We start from the raw sequence: 17,114 nt of genomic DNA on the forward strand, positions 1-17,114 counted from the left end.
GTGTTTTCCTTTTGCAACGCTGTTGTGTACAATAAAGATAAAGACTCCGTTAAAACCGTGCGGCAGAGAAAAGGGGTGGGACCATTGGCAAAAAAGGTGACGATTCAAGTATACGGGGCGGAACAAGTTTGTGCAAGCTGCGTCGGCGCCCCGTCATCAAAAGATACGTTTGAATGGCTAGGGGCGGCGTTGTCGCGCAAATACCCGGGCCAGCCGTTCGACATGCGGTACATCGACATTTTCAGCCCTGGCGATGACCCGGATGAGAAAGCTTTTGCGCAAAAAGTGCTCGATGAGGACTTGTTTTACCCGGTTGTCGTCATTGAAGGCGAAGTGGCCGCGGAAGGTAATCCCACATTAAAAAAGATTTACGCCAAAATGGAACAATACGGGTATACTCCCTCAAATGCGCAATCGTTGTTTCGTACGGTATAAATGTTTATAATCGAATTAAAGGAGGTTCGGATCATGAGTGAAGTGGTAACCATTACGGAAGCGGCTGCTTACCAAATTAAAGATATGATGGAGCAAAACGATGAACAGGGCGCTTATTTCCGCGTGGCGGTGAACGGCGGGGGCTGCAGCGGCTTGTCGTACGGACTGTCGCTCGACCATGACATAAAAGAAGGGGACACGGTCAGCGAACAGCACGGCATCCGGATCCTCGTCGACAATGAAAGTGCCCCGATTTTAACCGGCACGGTGATCGATTATAAACAGTCGCTACTTGGCGGCGGGTTTACGATCGATAACCCGAATGCCATTGCCACATGCGGTTGTGGTTCTTCATTTAAAACGGCAACAAAGGCAGGCACGCCTGAAAAATGCTAATGGGGGAAAAGCGTATCATCATGATGCGCTTCTTTTTTTGTAAGGCTATGTTATTGATCAATGTTGAGGGCCGCTAATTTCTGAGACTCATGCGGGATAAGCGGACAAGAAGAGACCCCGCAGTGAGGTATCGAGCGGGGAGGCCCGCGGCGCGTGCGGAGAGCGAGTGAATTCCGCGATCATCAACATTCTCAGATAACATGACATTACATAAAAAAGGGGGTGCCCCCAGGTCAATCTACCGACTTTTGGGACAGCCCCGTTGCTTATTCAAACAGAGATGTGCTGTGCATCGGTTGGACGCGCGCTTTCGGGTCAATATAGGTTTTGGCGTTGCTGATGGCGGTTGTCGCTTCCCCGAACCCGGTCACAATCAAATTCACTTTTCCTTCAAACGTGCAAACATCGCCCGCAGCATAAACGCCTGGGATGTTCGTTTCCATTTTGGAGTTGACAACGATCGAATTTTTCTGGATTTCAAGGCCCCAGTCTTTAATCGGGCCGAGTGAGGAAACAAAGCCGTAATTGCAAATAAGAGCATCGATATCGAGCGTTTCTTTCGCATCGCCTTTCACTTCTTCAATGACAAGCTGCGAAATCTTTTCCCCGTCACCGATAACTTCACTTGCCACAAACGGTGTTTTGATGTCCACGCGCGATTGTTTCAACTGTTCTACCGTGTGCTCATGGGCGCGGAATTTATCACGGCGGTGGATGAGCGTCACTTTTTCGGCGATCGGTTCGAGGCTAAGCGCCCAGTCCACAGCAGAATCGCCGCCGCCTAAAATCGCAACTTTTTTGCCTGCAAACTGGTCTATGCCGTTAATGAAATAATAAAGGTTCTTTCCTTCGTATTGGGCTGCATTTTCGACTTCCAGGCGGCGCGGTTGGAATGCGCCGACACCGGCAGTGATAATGACCGCTTTTGAATGATGGACCTCTTTGTCTGTTGTCAGCGTAAAAAGGCCGTCTTCGCCTTTTTCAAGCTTTTCCACGGACTGGCCGAGGCAGACGGTTGGCTTAAACATGGAAGCCTGCTCTTTTAAATTGTTCACCAGATCAATGGCTTTTACTTTCGGATAGCCGGCAACATCATAAATATATTTTTCGGGATAAAGCGCGGCCAGCTGCCCGCCAAGCTGTGGCAGGCTTTCGATAATTTTCACGGACATTTTGCGCAATCCGCCGTAAAATGCCGTAAATAAGCCGGTCGGCCCCCCGCCTATGATCGTTATATCGTAAACGGTTTGATCTTCCTTCAACGAAACCCCTCCAATATTCTTCATTCTTTACCATCATAGCACATTTCGTGTACAGGCGCACAGGCGGAAACCGTTAAAAAACAATAAGAAAATGAGGAGAAAAGTAAATATATTTGAATATTTTTATTATTATTTCAGTACAGTTTTTGATTGAAAAATCAGTGCAAAAAGCATATGATTGAGTAGGGAAAAACGTGTATTTTTTGTGACATTTCTATGTACAATTTGTGACAAATCGAACGAAAAACAACGTGATCGAAATCACAAAGAATTATGTTAAGATATAGAACCATCAAGGCTTACATCGCTTGTGATATAGGCATTGCCTATTCAAAATATAAAGATGGAAGTGAGAAAAATGGGGAAACCAAAAATTGTGATTTTGGGTGCCGGATACGGCGGCTTAATGACGGTGACGCGGCTGCAAAAACAAATTTCCAAAGCCGAAGCTGAAATCGTTCTCATTAATAAAGACGATTACCATTACGAAACAACATGGCTCCATGAAGCATCCGCCGGCACATTACACCATGACCGGGTCCGTTATCCGATCAAGAATGTGCTGAATGGGAACAAAGTGAAATTCATTCAAGGGGAAGTCGTCCGGGTAAAGAAAGACGAGAATAAAGTTGTGCTGAAAAATGACGGGGAAGTGGCGTATGATTATCTTGTGATGGCGCTCGGCTCAAACGCGGAAACATTCGGAATTGAAGGCTTGAAAGACTACACTTTTTCGATTACAGATGTAAGCGCTGCCCAAAGGATTCGGGAGCATATTGAACGCCAATTTGCGACGTACCGGTCTGAAAAAGTGAAGGATGACAGCCGGCTGGCCATTGTCGTCGGTGGTGCGGGTTTTACGGGGATTGAGTTTCTCGGCGAGCTCGTCAACCGGATTCCGCAGCTTTGCAAAGAATATGGGATCCCGCGCGAAAAAGTGCGGATTGTTTCCGTCGAATCGAATCCTGTCGTGCTGCCGCAGTTTGACCGTGAGCTTGTCGATTATGCCCTATCCTATTTGGAAAGCAAAGGCGTCGAGTTCCATATCGGCACGGCGGTGAAAAAAGCGACGCGGGAAGGGGTATGGGTCGGCAAAAAAGGTGAAGAGCCGTATGAAATCAATGCCGGTACGGTGATCTGGTCCGCAGGCGTGCGCGGCAATGCGGTTATTGATGCGTCCGGCTTTGAAAATGTGCGCGGCCGGGTGAAAGTGAATCCGGATTTGACTGTCCCGGGATACGAAAATATTTTTATGATCGGGGACTGTGCTATGATCATAAACAAAGCAATAAACCGGCCGTATCCGCCGACCGCCCAAATTGCAATGCAGCACGGTGAAGTGTGCGCGCGCAATCTCGTGAAAAAGATCCGCGGAGAACAGGAGCTCGAAGCATTTGTCTTCAACGATAAGGGCACAGTCTGCTCGCTCGGGGAAGACAATGCAATCGGCATCGTATTCGGCAAAAAATTGAAAGGCACTTCCGCATCATTTATGAAAAAAGTGGTCGATGACCGCGCCCTGTTTTTGATCGGCGGTCCAAGGCTGGTGTTAAAGAAAGGAAAATTTAATTTTATATAGAAAAAGGAAAAGCTTTAAAGTATTCGAGAGGCCAGACGGAGACCGGAGGTTTGCGGAAAGAACCGTTCCCCGCTTCCCGGTGCCGGTAACGGCGGCATTGCCCTGTCCCTTAACAATATTGACTAAATTCACTCTATTCCGTAAACTGTATGTAACGATAATGCGGGGGGATTTTATGAGTATACCGGTGTTGATGATTTCTATGGTCCTTTTTCTCGTTTTGTTTTTCGGCATCGGTTTTATCGCCAATATGCTTTTGCGCATGACATGGATCCTCTGTTTTATTTATCCGTTCATTGCGCTCATGATGATTAACCGGGTGGCGTTTTTGGAGTATTTTACAAATCCCGGGCCGGCATTCCGGCAGCTGGGCCGCCATCTTGCTTCGATCCATTTATCCGATGCCCTGATTTTATCAAGCGGCTTGGCCGGTGCGCTCTTGGCCGGCATTGCCATTAAAATGCTCAGAAAAAACGGATACCGCATGTTTTAAAACTGCCTTTAAGGGCAGTTTTTTTGCGCCAATGATTCCATCACCTTGAAATTCATCCGCATTCCGCGGGGCCATCTAGGCTTTCGTTCACGATTCCGTGTTAAGGGGACCCGCCTGGACTGCTTTTCCCGCAGGAATCCCGCGAATTTCGCGGTGATTTCCTATATCAGTACTTTTTTCCGTGCGGGCTGCCGCATATTCCGAAAAGGGGTTGGAAACAATACTTGTAGGAGGAGTGAAAACCATTGGACATAAAAAAATGGATGATCCGCTTATTGATGGCGATCTTGTTCATATGGGCGATATTATCCACCTTCCAATCCATTTCAGGGGTTAAAGCGGCAGGGCTCCGCGAAGAAGCGCCGGCAGTACCGGTGTGGAAAAACCTAAAACCTTTGGATAAAGGATTGGCAAAAAAAGCGGTCAAACATCCGCTGCCTTCGCTTGACGCATACGACTGGAGCGTTTACCCGAAAAAGAAAGTAACCGCAACAGGATACACGGCAGGGGCGGAATCCACCGGAAAAAATCCTGGCCATCCCGGATACGGCATTACGTATTCGGGGGTGAAGGTGAAGCGGGATTTATATTCGACGATTGCAGCGGACACGTCCGTTTTTCCGATCGGCACGGTTCTTTATATTCCGGGCTATGATTTCGGCGTTGTGGCGGATACGGGCTCGGCGATTAAAGGGGACCGGCTCGACCTCTACTTTGAGACTGTTTCGGATGTCTACCGGAAGTGGGGAAAGCAGACGCTGAATGTGTATATCATTAAAATGGGGGACGGCACCCTGACTGAAAAGGAACTTGCCGAAATGAACGAAAACAAAGCGATGCAGGTTTTCCGACAGCAGTATATCAAATCGAAAACGGAAGAGTAGCGCAAATCGCCGGTTGCGCTTTTTTTTATGTTTCCGCATTCCGGGCCGTTATAATGGAACAGAGGTGATGAATATGTTTACCATCGATAACGGAAATCCTTTTGAATGTGGCGAAGACTGCTTGATTATCGGACTTAAACAAATCCCGGATAAATTCGGCGGACGGCTTTCCGGACTGGACAAGATTTTTGAAGGGGAACTGAAGGAACTGGTGAAATCGGGTGATGTTTCGGCACACTTCGGCAGCTTGTCCACCGTCCACACACTCGGCAAGCTTCCTGTAAAGCGGCTGTTATTTATCGGGCTTGGCAAACCGAAAGAAATGAAAAAAGAAGGCTTGAAAAAAGCGTTCGGGAAAGTGTTTAAACATGTCCGGAAAATGAGGTGGTCATCGGCCGGGATTTTTTTGGACACGTTCATAACAGAGAAAATCGGGCCGGTGGGTACGGCTGCTGCGCTCGGCGAAGCCCTGCCAATGGCGGTATACCAATTTCCAGGCTATAAACGCAAGCCGAACATTCCGGATGTGCAGATTGAAAAAACAGTTGTGTATTCCGGCTGCAATGAAGAAGAATTGATGGCTGCCCTGCACGCCGGCTATGTGTACGGAAAAGCGGTAAACTCGGCGCGGACGCTTGTCAATATGCCATCGAATTTATTGACGGCAGAGGAACTTTCGGCATTCGCCCGGCGTCTTGCCGAAAAATATGGTTTTGAATTGGAAATCCTTGAGAAAACGGATATGGAAAAACTCGGGATGGGGGCGCTGCTGGCCGTAAATCAAGGTTCCAATGCACCTGCGAAAATGATTGTCCTGAAATACGAAGGAAAAACAGAATGGAAAGATGTGCTCGGCCTTGTCGGAAAAGGCGTGACGTTTGATACGGGCGGCTACTCGCTGAAAACGAAAACCGGCATTGTCGGCATGAAAACTGATATGGCGGGGGCGGCGGCCGTTTTGGGCGCAATGGAAGTGATCGGGGAACTGCAGCCTGCGCAAAATGTCGTTGCCGTGATTCCTGCTACCGACAATATGGTCAGCGGAGGCGCCTTTAAACCGGATGATGTGATTACAAGCCTGAGCGGTAAAACGATTGAAGTGTTGAATACCGATGCGGAAGGGCGGCTGATTTTGGCTGATGCGGTGACGTACGCAAAACACCACGGCGCCGATTATATTGTCGATGTCGCAACGTTGGCAGGCGGTGTGGTCACGGCGCTCGGGCTGGATAAAACCGGCGCCATGGCCAATGATGACGCGTTTTTCGGACAAGTGCTGGAAGCCTCGCGTGAAGCGGGTGAATTCATTTGGCGCCTGCCGATTACGGAAGCGGACAAAGAAAGGGTCAGAAGCAGTAAAATTGCCGATTTAAACAATTCGCCGGGCAGGGAAGGCCATGCGATTATGGGGGGCGCTTTTATCGGCGAATTTGCAGAAAATACGCCGTGGGTCCATCTTGATATTGCCGGAACAGCAACAACCGGCAAAGACACGGAACTCGGTCCTGCCGGCGCAACCGGTGTGATGGTGAGGACCTTGGCTGTTCTGGCCGAAAGAATGGCGGCAAGAATCTAATGATGAAAAGGAGAGCAGCTTAAGCTTTCCTTTTTTTAATGTTCTGTTAAGCGATTGCCGCTGCGTAAAGCGGATATTACCATCAACATGGTTCGCTTTCATAGCTTTTTTAATAATAATTTTTCTTCACAATCCCCTTTTGCATTAAAAGGCCTGCTGTAATTTTTAAGACGAGCAAAACGATGAATAGGGCGAGCATAATTTTTTCAATTGAAGAAAAAGAGACGAATAATTCAAACGGATGGCTAAGTGCTACAAACAGGGAACGACTCAGATAAAAATCAATCCCAGCAATGAATGCATACAGAAAAAACGCAACGATGCCGATTAAAATCGCCAATTTCACGGATCTTCAATCCCTTTCATAATTTGGTTCAAACGGAAACATACTAACAGCGAGCTGTTTTTTAAATTAGTTTGCACCCCGCCGTAAGCGGCCATTCATGGCGGGAATCCGGAAAAAGAAGGGGAATCGGTATGCCGTTTTGGTGGAGCAAATATTTGAAATCTGTAAAAAAGAATCAGGGTGAACAGGAAAATCCAACGCACGGGGAAGATACGGGCGGCACTGCAGCAAATATTCCGGCACAAACGATGGGAACGGATCTGAAAACGCAGATCGAACAGTTGAAAAAAACGACCGGAAACAGTTCCGATATTGTCATCCATGAAATCAAAATGGGAAGTAAGGCAAATGTGCCGGCTGCTGTCATCTGTGTCGACGGTCTTGATGATTCACTGATGATCAATGAAAATTTGCTTGAAGTACTGATGGCAAATCCAAAAATTGATCCGTATTTAGACAGCGACAATGTCCTGGATGACTTAATGAAGCATGCCATCAAAATCGGCGGGGTCAAGACGGTCATGAATTGGAATGATTTATTTGCGGAGCTTTTAAGCGGCCAGACGATCCTGCTCATTGACGGGGTTTATGGCGGATTAAGCATCAGCACAAGGGGCGGCGAGCAGCGTTCCATTGAAGAACCGTCAACGGAAGTCACCGTCCGCGGGCCGCGTGAAGGGTTTACGGAATCGCTGCGCGTTAATACGGCTTTGATCCGCAAACGGATTAAAAATCCGAATCTTTGGCTTGAGTCATATAAAATTGGCGAAGTCACCAGGACCGACGTGGTGCTCATGTACATAAAAGGGATCGCAAACGATAAAGTGGTCGAAGAAGCCCGCAAAAGGCTGCAAACGCTTAAAATCGATGCGATATTAGAATCCGGCTATATTGAACAGCTGATTGAAGATAAAACGTTTACGATTTTTCCGACTATTTACCATTCGGAAAGGCCGGATGTCGTTGCTGCCAACTTATTGGAAGGCCGTTTTGCCATTATTGTCGACGGCTCCCCGTTTGCATTAGTCGCTCCTGCCGTTTTTATTCAATTTTTCCAGTCGGCGGATGATTATTATATGCGTTTTGACATTGCGACGGCCATCCGTTTTCTGCGTGTACTCGGATATTTAATATCACTGATCGGGCCGGCCACATATGTGGCGGCCACCACCTTCCATCAGGAAATGATCCCGACGCAGCTCGTTTTTACTTTGACGGGGCAGCGGGAAGCGATTCCGTTCCCGGCATTTGTAGAAGCGATCGTCATGGAGATTATCTTTGAAATTTTGCGGGAAGCCGGGCTCCGCCTGCCGCGGCCGATCGGGCAGACCGTTTCAATTGTCGGCGCGCTTGTGATCGGGCAGGCAGCCGTCCAGGCCGGGCTTGTTTCGGCAGCAATGGTCATTGTCGTGTCGATTACGGCGATTGCCAGTTTTGCAACACCCTCTTTTTCAATTGCGATTTCAGCGCGGCTTTTCCGTTTCGTATTTATGCTTTTGGCTGCGACGTTCGGCTTTTACGGCATTATTATCGGTATGATCGCCCTGGTCGTGCATTTGTGCAGCTTAAGGTCGTTCGGCGTTCCGTATACAACCCCGATTGCGCCGCTTGTGCGTCAGAATATCGGAGATACCGTCTTCCGTGCGCCGATATGGTCGATGAGCGCCAGGCCGCGGCTCCTCAGCCAGAAAAATATTGTCCGGCAAGGTGAAAACCAACGACCGATGCCGCCAAAAAAAAATGGTGAGCCTTCATGATCAAAAGACAAATAAAAATGGCGGCGGTGCTGCTGCTTTCTATCTTTATGCTTACCGGCTGCTGGAGCCATAAAGAATTGACGGATATTGCCTTTGTCAGCGCGATCGGAGTCGACCGCCTTGAAAATGGCAAATACTTGGTCACCTATCAAATTGTCAATTCTTTAAACATCCCGAACGGCATGCAATTGGGCGGGGGACAGGGGCCACCCGTCACCATTTACCAGGCTACAGGCAGAACAGTCCAAGAAGCATTCCGAAACGGGGGACAGGAAATTTCAAGGAGATTATATTTTTCGCATGCAAACGTATTAATGGTTGGTGAAGAAACAGCCAAGGAAGGGATTTATCCCATCCTTGATGTCCTGGACAGGCACAAAGAATTCCGCAATACGGCCACTTTTGTCATTGCTCGTAATTGTAAAGCGGAAGATATTCTTAAAGTATTAACCCCAATTGACCGGGTTCCGGCAAATAAAATCAACAAAACGTTGGAATATGCCCAGGAAGGTTCTGGGGGGAGGCTGAAAATAAGTATGTCGGACCTCATTTCCGATTTTACCACAGAGGGAAAAGAAGCGGCAGTTGGCAGCATTAAACTAATCGGGGATCCGGAAAAAGGGAAAATGCAGGATAGCTTAAACCAGACCGCTTTATCGGCATATTTAATGAGCTCGGCAATCGGCATCATAAAAAACGGCAAATTGATTGGCTGGGTTGACGGAAACAAAGCACGCGTCATTACATGGCTGCTCAAGAAGACAAATATCACTTCCCTGACGCTCGACTGGAACCATCATCCGGATGCGGTTGATATCCGGACAATAAAAACAAATGTAGACATAAAGCCGGTGATGAAAAACGGCAAACCGGAAATGAATATCGATATTACATTTCAGGGGCAGCTTTATGAAGTGGATGTGCCCATGAAAGTAATGGATATGAAAGTGATCGACCGTCTTCAAAAAGCTTATGAAAAGAAAGCCGAGCAGCAAATTTACGCGGGAATCCGCTATATGCAGCAGGAAAAATGTGATGTATTCGGGTTTGGGCAAATGATCCACCAGCAGTATCCGAAGCAATGGAAAAAAATGAAGAACCATTGGAATGAAAAAGGGTTTGCCAACTTAAAAGTAAACGTGCATTCGAATGTGATCATCAGCAATTCGGAACTAAGGACGGATCCGTTCCATTCAAATTTAAAATAGCAAGGCCTGGTGATATATGGAAAAAGCAAAAATCTCACCTTACCAATTATTTGTGATGATTTTTATGTTTGAACTTGGCAGCGCGCTTCTACTTGCAATTGGGAGCGGCGCAAAACAGGATGCATGGCTGGCCATTCTCGGCGGCATGTGCATGGGCTTTTTCCTGTTTTATCTTTATTATAAAATCTTTACCTTTTACCCGGATCTATCCCCGGTCCAAAGCCTGCAAGCCGTATATGGGAAGTTTCTTGGATGGATATTCGGGTTTAATTTTGGCATATATTTTTTGTATTTGTCGGCCAGGGTACTGCGCGATTTCGGGGAAATGCTGATCATTACTTCCTATCCGGAATTTCCGCTGTTTATTATTAACGCCATTATGGCTTTTTGCATCATTTATGCCGTAAAAAAAGGAATTGAAGTGATCGCAAGAACCGGGGAAATTTTTTTCATATTTTACTATATCATGGCGATCACGGGATTTGTGTTGATCATCGTATCCCGGCTCATTAATCTGAATCATCTGAAGCCGGTACTTGAAAGCGGAGTCATGCCCGTGTTAAAATCGATGATCACGGAAACGATTTATGTCCCTTTTGGGGAAACGATTGTATTTTTCAGCATTCTCCCACTTGTAAACCATTCGAAGAAAGTCAAAATTGCCGGGCTGTCCGCAATATTACTAAGCGGGACGAATTTGGTATTTTCCATGCTGATCAATATTTCCGTGATTGGCGCAGAGACGATCCAGCGCTCCCCGTTTCCGCTTCTTTCGACCATCCGGGAAATACAGTTTGCCCATTTTTTGGAAAGGCTCGACGTATTTTTTATGATTGCGCTAATTGTTGGCGGTTTTTTTAAAGTCACCCTTTTCTTTTATGCGGCATGTGTTATTTTTACGGAGCTATTTAAAGTGGATGGTTACCAGAAAACCGTGTATCCGCTCGGCTTCATTATGCTGTGCGCTTCTCTTATGATCGCATCTACTTATGCGGAACATATCAATGAAGGGCTCAAAGTCGTTCCTATCCTGTTCCATTTTCCGGCGCAAGTGGCATTTCCGCTGCTCAGCCTTCTTATTATTTTATGGAAAGAAAGGCGTAAGAAAAAGAAACAGCAAAAAGCATCGCCTGCCTAGCGCCCAGTCCAACCTAAGCGGGATGCATAAATTAAAACAAGAAAGAGAGGAGGTAGTTGAATGAATTCACATGTACATTATCCTTCCCGTCTCGCGCCGTTTTTCGGGGCCCCGCTTTTAGGAGGTTTTCTCGGCGGGCTGCTTGGCGGCGCACTGGTGAGGCCGCGCCCGTTCTTTCTGTATCCGCCGGTTCCATATGCCTACCCGCCATTTCCTTACTATCCGTATTAAATTTTTTACCCCGCTTTGTCTATTGAAAGCGGGGTTAATTGTTATGACCAGCGCATTTTCATCTGAATGGCACAACATGGCTCGGGATCGTGGCCGGTTTGATGGGCAAATTCAAGCACGAGTCCGTCCGGCGAATAGAAAACGCGCGGCGTATGTTTGATGCCCGTTCCTGCAAGGAGGCGCCCGATCTGTGCCATATTGGACTTTTGTGCCGCTTCCATCAGCTGGCCGGCAAAAGGGGCAGATCGTAAAATGCGGTTTGTAACCAGCTGTGCATCGGATAAAAGTTCATTCATATGCAAAGCGGTATCCATAAATTTTTTCGGGCGTACGGCAGGATATTGGCGGAAAGGCATGGAATAGTATGAAAGGATGGAAGGGTAACGATGATACGGATTGGGGTACATACTCTCACCTTCTTTCTTTGGCGGAAAACAAATTTTTTACATATTATGAAAAGAAGGCGCGGAAGATGTATGGACAATCCGAAACAAAGGAGGAACGAGAAATTGGAACTGGAAAACACATTGATCGGTGCTTTAGGGATCAAACTTGTAAAAATGGAGCCGGGAAAAGTGGTGGCAACCATGCCGGTGAACGAAAAAACGAGGCAACCGCTCGGGTACCTGCACGGCGGCGCTTCTGTCGCATTGGCGGAAACGGCGGCAAGCCTCGGGGCAGCCATGCTGATTGATTTGGAAAAAGAGGTTTGCTTCGGACTTGAAATCAATGCGAACCACATCCGCTCCAAACGGGACGGCACCGTGAAGGCCGTTGCAGAAGTTGTGCACCGGGGCAAAAACACCCAAGTGTGGGAAATTAAAATCATGGATGAAGAAGAAAATTTGATTTGCTTATCGCGGTGCACGATTGCGGTTGTGCCGAAAAAAGAAAAATGAAAAAAGCTGCAGGTATGCTTAGCCTGCAGCCTTTTAAATAGATGATGCTGACTTTTCGGTCATTGGTTGAGCCCTTCCTGCAGCTGGCGGCGCTGCTCGGATTTTACGCTGAAAAAGAGGAGCACAAACGCAAAAATAAACAATATCCCGGTGACATAGAAAACGGACGAAATGCCGGAAATGCCGGATACATAACCGCCAAGCAGCGGCCCCGTCACATTGCCGAGGAAACGGAAACTTTGGTTATAACCGAGTACTTCCCCCTGCATACTGAGCGGCGCTTCGAGGCGGATAAATGCGACGATGCTCGGGTTCATGCCGCCGACCACCATCCCAAACAGGAATCTCAAAATAATGAGTTCCCATAAATTGTTCACAAGCGCCTGCGGAACCATAAAGGCACAGGCTAAAACAAGCAAAACAAGTAGCACTTTTGCATGCCCGAATTTGTCGCCAAGCGCCCCCCACTGCCTTGTCAAAAGGAGATTACCGAATCCGGTTGCGGAAAACGCCATGCCGGAAAGGAGCGCGACATTGCCGGCGCTTGTTAAATGGCTTACATACAGTGCCAGTAACGGCTGGACGCTGAAGTTGGCCATCTGGATCAAAAGGGCAATCACCATAACGGTAATCAAAATGCGGTGGCTGACAATGCGTTTCAGCACGTCGATGGAAGAAACGTGCGCCGCTTTTTTCTGTACCGGCTCGCGGCGTTTTTCTTTAATGCCGAATACAACGCCGAGCGCGGCAATAGAAATGGTGGCGGCTGTGATGATAAACGTATATTTAAAGCCAAAGCTGTCGGCGATTGAACCACCGATCATCGGTCCGAACAAACTGCCGGAAACATTGCCCATCTGCAATGTGCCGAGCACCTTCCCTGCCTCTTCTTTCGGTGTCTGCGCGGAAATCAAAGCCATCGAAGTCGGGATAAAACCGGTCACAATCCCCATAAAAAAGCGGGTGATAAACAGGGAGATAACGTTATTGGCCAGCCCCATGCAAAAAATGCTTGCGGCGATGCCGAAGCCGGTAATGACGAGTGTCGGTTTAAAGCCGTACTTGTCGCCGATTCTGCCCCATACCGGAGACATGATGAAAGCGACCAAAAAGGTGACGCCGAAAATATAGCCGGCCCACCGTTGGACATACACATCGCTGAAATGTCCGAACGTTTTAATATATAGCGATAAAAATGGAATAATCATCGTCATGCTTGCGCCAACGAGAAAATTACAAACGAGCATAATATACAAGTTACGCTTTTCCTGAGTCATCTGGATGGGTAACCGCCTCCTTCATATATATAAGCACACTAAAAGTGTATTGTATTAATATTTCGTTCACCTAAATATTATTATAAAACCTATGTCGGAAATTTCAACAAAACCGTCTTGAGGAAACTTGAAGGATTTTTGACAAAAATCATGTTTATTTTACTTCCCGATATACGAAGAAGCCGCGGGCAACGATAAAAAAGGCCGGGACCTTTCCGAAAGATCCCGGCTGCCAGCTTAAATCCCATATTCTTTCATCAAGTTTTTTAATGCTGCGATGCTTTTTTGGCTGTAGAGTGTATCTTCTTTTTCGAGTTTTTCCACGAGCCCGTGGACAGCCGTTCTTAACGACTCGGTGTAATCCGGGATTTCGCCGCTGTAAGGTTTGGCTGTTTTCAACGGGATATTCGCCTGTTCCCCGTAGGCAAGCGCTTTCCGCTCATGGAAAAACGGCACGTCCCCTTCATTCGGATGATGCAGATCCCCCTGGGCGGGATGTTTCAAAACGGCCAGCGTTTTAAACACGTAATGGTCGGGGAATACTTGCGTAATTTCCCCGATATATTTTCCCGTTTTCTTTGTTGTTACGATGAAATCGCCAATGTCCACTCCAATTCCCCCTTGCTTTTTTCTATATATCATTATGGGAAAAATACGGGAAAGAAGCAAAAGAAAAAAATCCGTTTTTTCCTTTGGACTTTTCGGGCTGATTTTAGTAAAGTTAAACAAGAGCAGTGAATGAAACGGATGGAGGTTTATCAATCTATGACAGAAGAAACGATATATCCGCAATTAACGGCGGAAGTGCAGGAAAACGAAACGGTCGTCGACATGCAGACGAATATGGGGACGATCACGATCAAATTATTTCCGAAACTCGCGCCGAAGACGGTTGAAAATTTTGTTCAGCACAGCAAAAACGGATATTATGACGGCTTGACGTTCCATCGCGTGATTAACGGGTTCATGATCCAGGGTGGCGATCCGGAAGGAAACGGGACCGGCGGCGAGAGCATTTACGGCGCCCCTTTTGAAGATGAATTTTCGCAACGTCTGTTTAATATCCGCGGCGCGTTGTCGATGGCCAATGCCGGCCCGAATACGAACGGAAGCCAATTTTTCATCGTCCAAAGCAAAACGGTTGATCCAAGTTTGAAAGGGCAGATGGAACAGGCAGGCTATCCGGCTGAGATCGTGGAAGCATATATGGAAAAAGGCGGCACTCCGTGGCTTGATTTCCGCCACACCGTGTTCGGCCAGGTCATTGAAGGCATGGATGTCGTGGACGAAATTGCAAGTGTCCGGACCGGCATGTACGATAAGCCGCTGCACGATGTCATGATTGAAAAAATGACAGTCCGGTAAAAAAAGGGAAGCGCCGCAGCAATTGAATGCGGCGCTGTTTTAGCGTTTTCAATCGTGTACACTGGCTGTTATAATGGGGGTAATCGCTGCCAAAGGGGGAAATGCCGTGGTTCCTTTTATTTTTGGGTTTTTAGTTGAGTTTCCGCACGATAAAAAATATTACATTCCGGCTTTTATTTCGCTGTCCTTTTTTGTGATACTCGCGGTGCTCGCCTTTTTCGCCATTCAAAAGGTTAACCGGAAGCAGATGGAGAAAGCGAAAAAAATAGAAGATGAAATCCTGAAGAAAAACCGCTTTCTGCATTAGTGCATTTTTTATAGGAAAAAGCCCATAGCATTGTTTTCAGGTGATGGACATGAACATGCATGAAACCAATGTAAAATTACGTGAATGATTTTCATGGGATCCGCTCGGTTACGGGCCGGAAGCGTATGAAACAGAAATTGCAGATTGCATTCAGGCAGTTCACGATCTGTCAGATTTAGAGGTGCTCGCTGGGAAACTCCAGTCGATCTACGAAATTTTTGAAAAAGTAATTCGCCCAGTGCAGAAAAATGGCGGAAACCTGCATTTTACTTATACAGCAAACTTCATGCGGGCCGTGAACGTTTTCTTAAATGAGAAAAACTTCTTGTGAAATCCGGCCGATTCATATATGTTATATGTAAATCACGCAATCTATTCGTAATAGAAATTATTTTTATTGGGGTGATCGGCCATAAGCAGGAAGACAGCCATTCTCGTTGGCAGCATTGCCGCACTTATTCTCGTACTTTTAGGCGGGGCGGGCTATTACCAGGCCACCCGTTTCAATCCGCATATCAAAATCAACGGCGTCAAAGTGGGCGGTTTGACCGCTGAACAGGCCTTGAAAAAATTAAAGTCCATGGATTTAACAAATAAAGTGTATGTCGGAAACAAAGTTTTGGTGGACGGTAAAGATACAAAAGCAAGCTTTACAGACAGTGATCTTGCGGAGGTGAAACGCGTTTTCCATTCACAGCGCACATTTGTCCCGTCCTTTAAAGAAAAGAACTACACGATCATGCCTGAGCGGGCGGACCGTTACCGGAGTGTTACCTTGAAGCAGGAAGTATCAAACCAATTGAAGCAATTGAACAAAAATCTACAGGCTCCGAAAGACGCGCAGGCCTATATGGAAGATGGCAAAATCAGCGTATCCAAAAGCAAAAAAGGAAACCAATATGATATTGCGGAAATTTTAAAAGAATATGACAAACAAAAATACAACAGCGAAATCCATTTGAAAGCCGCCCGACTCCAGCCGGTCCGCGAAAACAGCCAGACAGTAAAACAGGAAAAGCAAAAGCTTGAGGAACTATCGCAGCAGACGGTCAATTACGTGCTGCAGGAGAAGAATTTTCCGTTTAAAGCAAGCGATCTGATCAAAAATGCTTCGGTATCGAAAAATATGAAACTCACCATCGATACATCCGGCATCAAAACAAAACTGAAGGAACTGAACAAGGAGAAATCGACGCTGCATAAAAACTATACGTTTAAAACGCATTCCGGCTCTGTCATTTCGGTGAAAGGGCAGTCATACGGCTGGGCGATCGATACCGATAAAGAAGCGGAACGGATCGCGAAAGCTTTCCAAAACGGCAGAAAATCGGTAAAAGCTTATTATATTTACGGGGAAGGCTACAGCACGATCGGTGTCGGGTACCACGTTTTAACGAATAACGGCATTGGCGATACATATGCGGAAGTGTCAATCAATGACCAGCGGATCTGGATTTATAAGGATGGAAAGCTGAAAGTGACAACCCGTGTTGTAACCGGGAGGCATGACACGCATGAAGATACGCCAAAAGGGGTCTGGTATATCGAGTATAAGCAATCGCCGTCCGTCCTAGAAGGCAGCGAGGCGGGAAATCCGCATTACTCCATCAAGGTCAAATACTGGGCTCCGTTCACACTCGGCGGCGTCGGCTTCCACGATGCAAGCTGGCGTACAAACTGGGCGATGGATGCCTACTTGAAGCACGGATCAGGCGGATGCGTGAACACGCCGCCAAGTGTGATGAAATCCGTTTATGACAATCTTGAACAAAACGAACCGGTAATTGTGTATTAAAAAAATCCTGTCCCTGTGCAACAGGGGCAGGATTTTTTTTGGTGCGCCTGGCATGGCTGCACTCTATAGGGTGAAAGTCCCGAATCGCGAAGGCAGTAGTAGCGATAGCCTAACGCAAGTGTGTCCGTAGTGATGCGGAATCTGAAGGAAGCGAGCGGCAAACCTC

General features: G+C 47.1%; 19 protein-coding genes and 1 pseudogene. 15 read left to right on the forward strand and 5 right to left on the reverse strand.

Annotated elements, in window-relative coordinates:
• Window positions 1-84 precede the first annotated feature (84 nt).
• Both BpJC4_RS13310 and BpJC4_RS13315 read left to right on the forward strand, forming a co-directional pair.
• Complete coding sequence (locus BpJC4_RS13310) at window positions 85-435, forward strand: YuzD family protein (protein ID WP_151680215.1); 351 nt, start codon at window positions 85-87, stop codon at window positions 433-435.
• Between the two features lie 33 nt (window positions 436-468).
• Window positions 469-831 carry a HesB/IscA family protein gene (locus BpJC4_RS13315; RefSeq protein WP_151680214.1) on the forward strand — a complete coding sequence of 121 codons (363 nt, stop codon included), beginning with the start codon at window positions 469-471 and terminating at the stop codon, window positions 829-831.
• Window positions 832-1,097: 266 nt separating this feature from the next.
• Here the strand turns inward: BpJC4_RS13315 and BpJC4_RS13320 are convergent, their stop codons facing one another.
• A complete protein-coding gene (locus BpJC4_RS13320) occupies window positions 1,098-2,093 on the reverse strand; it encodes an NAD(P)/FAD-dependent oxidoreductase (RefSeq protein WP_151680213.1) in 996 nt (331 codons plus the stop codon).
• Window positions 2,094-2,451: 358 nt separating this feature from the next.
• Here BpJC4_RS13320 and BpJC4_RS13325 point away from each other — a divergent pair, with 358 nt between their 5' ends.
• From BpJC4_RS13325 to BpJC4_RS13340, 4 genes are all read left to right on the forward strand, one after another.
• Entirely contained in the window at window positions 2,452-3,672 is a 1,221-nt protein-coding gene (locus BpJC4_RS13325; protein WP_151680212.1) for an NAD(P)/FAD-dependent oxidoreductase, read from the forward strand.
• Window positions 3,673-3,847: 175 nt separating this feature from the next.
• The gene (locus BpJC4_RS13330; protein ID WP_151680211.1) at window positions 3,848-4,165 is read left to right on the forward strand and encodes a YuiB family protein; all 318 of its coding nucleotides are present in this window, start codon (window positions 3,848-3,850) and stop codon (window positions 4,163-4,165) included.
• 245 nt (window positions 4,166-4,410) lie between these two features.
• On the forward strand, window positions 4,411-5,049 hold the full coding sequence (spsC, locus tag BpJC4_RS13335; protein WP_151680210.1) for a stationary phase survival protein SpsC: 639 nt from the start codon (window positions 4,411-4,413) through the stop codon (window positions 5,047-5,049).
• Between the two features lie 73 nt (window positions 5,050-5,122).
• Window positions 5,123-6,625, forward strand: coding sequence for a leucyl aminopeptidase (locus BpJC4_RS13340; protein ID WP_151680209.1), 1,503 nt, complete (start codon window positions 5,123-5,125; stop codon window positions 6,623-6,625).
• 109 nt (window positions 6,626-6,734) lie between these two features.
• Here BpJC4_RS13340 and BpJC4_RS13345 read toward each other — a convergent pair whose 3' ends face one another.
• Window positions 6,735-6,971, reverse strand: coding sequence for a hypothetical protein (locus BpJC4_RS13345; RefSeq protein WP_151698021.1), 237 nt, complete (start codon window positions 6,969-6,971; stop codon window positions 6,735-6,737).
• Between the two features lie 131 nt (window positions 6,972-7,102).
• Between BpJC4_RS13345 and BpJC4_RS13350 the strand changes: the two genes are divergently transcribed.
• The 4 genes from BpJC4_RS13350 to ymaG are packed head-to-tail and all read left to right on the forward strand — an operon-like array spanning window position 7,103 to window position 11,305.
• On the forward strand, window positions 7,103-8,728 hold the full coding sequence (locus tag BpJC4_RS13350; RefSeq protein WP_151698022.1) for a spore germination protein: 1,626 nt from the start codon (window positions 7,103-7,105) through the stop codon (window positions 8,726-8,728).
• Window positions 8,725-9,936 (forward strand): Ger(x)C family spore germination protein, encoded by a 1,212-nt coding sequence (locus BpJC4_RS13355; RefSeq protein ID WP_151698023.1) that lies wholly within the window; start codon window positions 8,725-8,727, stop codon window positions 9,934-9,936. Before BpJC4_RS13350 ends, BpJC4_RS13355 begins: the two co-directional genes overlap by 4 nt.
• A 16-nt stretch (window positions 9,937-9,952) precedes the next feature.
• Window positions 9,953-11,074, forward strand: coding sequence for a GerAB/ArcD/ProY family transporter (locus tag BpJC4_RS13360; RefSeq protein WP_151680205.1), 1,122 nt, complete (start codon window positions 9,953-9,955; stop codon window positions 11,072-11,074).
• 60 nt (window positions 11,075-11,134) lie between these two features.
• Window positions 11,135-11,305, forward strand: a complete 171-nt coding sequence (gene ymaG, locus BpJC4_RS16205; protein ID WP_172967512.1) for an inner spore coat protein YmaG — start codon at window positions 11,135-11,137, stop codon at window positions 11,303-11,305.
• A 41-nt stretch (window positions 11,306-11,346) separates the two neighbouring features.
• On the opposite strand, the gene BpJC4_RS13365 is transcribed toward ymaG, so the two are convergent.
• Window positions 11,347-11,712: a YuzC family spore coat inner layer protein gene (locus BpJC4_RS13365; RefSeq protein WP_151680204.1), complete on the reverse strand. Its 366-nt coding sequence runs from the start codon at window positions 11,710-11,712 to the stop codon at window positions 11,347-11,349.
• A 102-nt stretch (window positions 11,713-11,814) separates the two neighbouring features.
• Here BpJC4_RS13365 and BpJC4_RS13370 point away from each other — a divergent pair, with 102 nt between their 5' ends.
• A complete protein-coding gene (locus BpJC4_RS13370; protein ID WP_151680203.1) occupies window positions 11,815-12,204 on the forward strand; it encodes a hotdog fold thioesterase in 390 nt (129 codons plus the stop codon).
• Window positions 12,205-12,263: 59 nt separating this feature from the next.
• Here the strand turns inward: BpJC4_RS13370 and BpJC4_RS13375 are convergent, their stop codons facing one another.
• Together BpJC4_RS13375 and kapB are read right to left on the reverse strand one after the other, a co-directional pair.
• Complete coding sequence (locus BpJC4_RS13375) at window positions 12,264-13,481, reverse strand: MFS transporter (RefSeq protein WP_151680202.1); 1,218 nt, start codon at window positions 13,479-13,481, stop codon at window positions 12,264-12,266.
• Between the two features lie 237 nt (window positions 13,482-13,718).
• Complete coding sequence (gene kapB, locus BpJC4_RS13380) at window positions 13,719-14,123, reverse strand: kinase-associated lipoprotein KapB (protein ID WP_172967513.1); 405 nt, start codon at window positions 14,121-14,123, stop codon at window positions 13,719-13,721.
• 123 nt (window positions 14,124-14,246) lie between these two features.
• Here kapB and BpJC4_RS13385 point away from each other — a divergent pair, with 123 nt between their 5' ends.
• From BpJC4_RS13385 to BpJC4_RS13400, 4 genes and pseudogenes are all read left to right on the forward strand, one after another.
• The gene (locus BpJC4_RS13385; protein WP_151680200.1) at window positions 14,247-14,846 is read left to right on the forward strand and encodes a peptidylprolyl isomerase; all 600 of its coding nucleotides are present in this window, start codon (window positions 14,247-14,249) and stop codon (window positions 14,844-14,846) included.
• A 106-nt stretch (window positions 14,847-14,952) separates the two neighbouring features.
• On the forward strand, window positions 14,953-15,153 hold the full coding sequence (locus BpJC4_RS13390) for a hypothetical protein (protein ID WP_151680199.1): 201 nt from the start codon (window positions 14,953-14,955) through the stop codon (window positions 15,151-15,153).
• A gap of 103 nt (window positions 15,154-15,256) precedes the next feature.
• Window positions 15,257-15,484 (forward strand): annotated as a pseudogene (locus BpJC4_RS16680) (DUF1871 family protein); the annotation flags it as partial.
• A gap of 213 nt (window positions 15,485-15,697) precedes the next feature.
• Window positions 15,698-16,948 (forward strand): L,D-transpeptidase family protein, encoded by a 1,251-nt coding sequence (locus tag BpJC4_RS13400; RefSeq protein ID WP_151698024.1) that lies wholly within the window; start codon window positions 15,698-15,700, stop codon window positions 16,946-16,948.
• Window positions 16,949-17,114 lie beyond the last annotated feature (166 nt).

Origin of the sequence: Weizmannia acidilactici, assembly GCF_008974185.1 — a bacterium.
Classification (GTDB): domain Bacteria; phylum Bacillota; class Bacilli; order Bacillales; family Bacillaceae_C; genus Weizmannia; species Weizmannia acidilactici.

Excerpts from the sequence above, each read along its gene's own strand:
- BpJC4_RS13315 (WP_151680214.1), top strand. The coding sequence starts at position 469 with ATGAGTGAAGTGGTAACCATTACGGAAGCGGCTGCTTACCAAATTAAA.
- BpJC4_RS13325 (WP_151680212.1), top strand. The coding sequence starts at position 2,452 with ATGGGGAAACCAAAAATTGTGATTTTGGGTGCCGGATACGGCGGCTTA.
- BpJC4_RS13330 (WP_151680211.1), top strand. The coding sequence starts at position 3,848 with ATGAGTATACCGGTGTTGATGATTTCTATGGTCCTTTTTCTCGTTTTG.
- BpJC4_RS13340 (WP_151680209.1), top strand. The coding sequence starts at position 5,123 with ATGTTTACCATCGATAACGGAAATCCTTTTGAATGTGGCGAAGACTGC.
- BpJC4_RS13350 (WP_151698022.1), top strand. The coding sequence starts at position 7,103 with ATGCCGTTTTGGTGGAGCAAATATTTGAAATCTGTAAAAAAGAATCAG.
- BpJC4_RS13355 (WP_151698023.1), top strand. The coding sequence starts at position 8,725 with ATGATCAAAAGACAAATAAAAATGGCGGCGGTGCTGCTGCTTTCTATC.
- BpJC4_RS13360 (WP_151680205.1), top strand. The coding sequence starts at position 9,953 with ATGGAAAAAGCAAAAATCTCACCTTACCAATTATTTGTGATGATTTTT.
- ymaG (WP_172967512.1), top strand. The coding sequence starts at position 11,135 with ATGAATTCACATGTACATTATCCTTCCCGTCTCGCGCCGTTTTTCGGG.
- BpJC4_RS13365 (WP_151680204.1), bottom strand. The coding sequence starts at position 11,712 with ATGTACCCCAATCCGTATCATCGTTACCCTTCCATCCTTTCATACTAT.
- BpJC4_RS13375 (WP_151680202.1), bottom strand. The coding sequence starts at position 13,481 with ATGACTCAGGAAAAGCGTAACTTGTATATTATGCTCGTTTGTAATTTT.
- kapB (WP_172967513.1), bottom strand. The coding sequence starts at position 14,123 with ATGATATATAGAAAAAAGCAAGGGGGAATTGGAGTGGACATTGGCGAT.
- BpJC4_RS13385 (WP_151680200.1), top strand. The coding sequence starts at position 14,247 with ATGACAGAAGAAACGATATATCCGCAATTAACGGCGGAAGTGCAGGAA.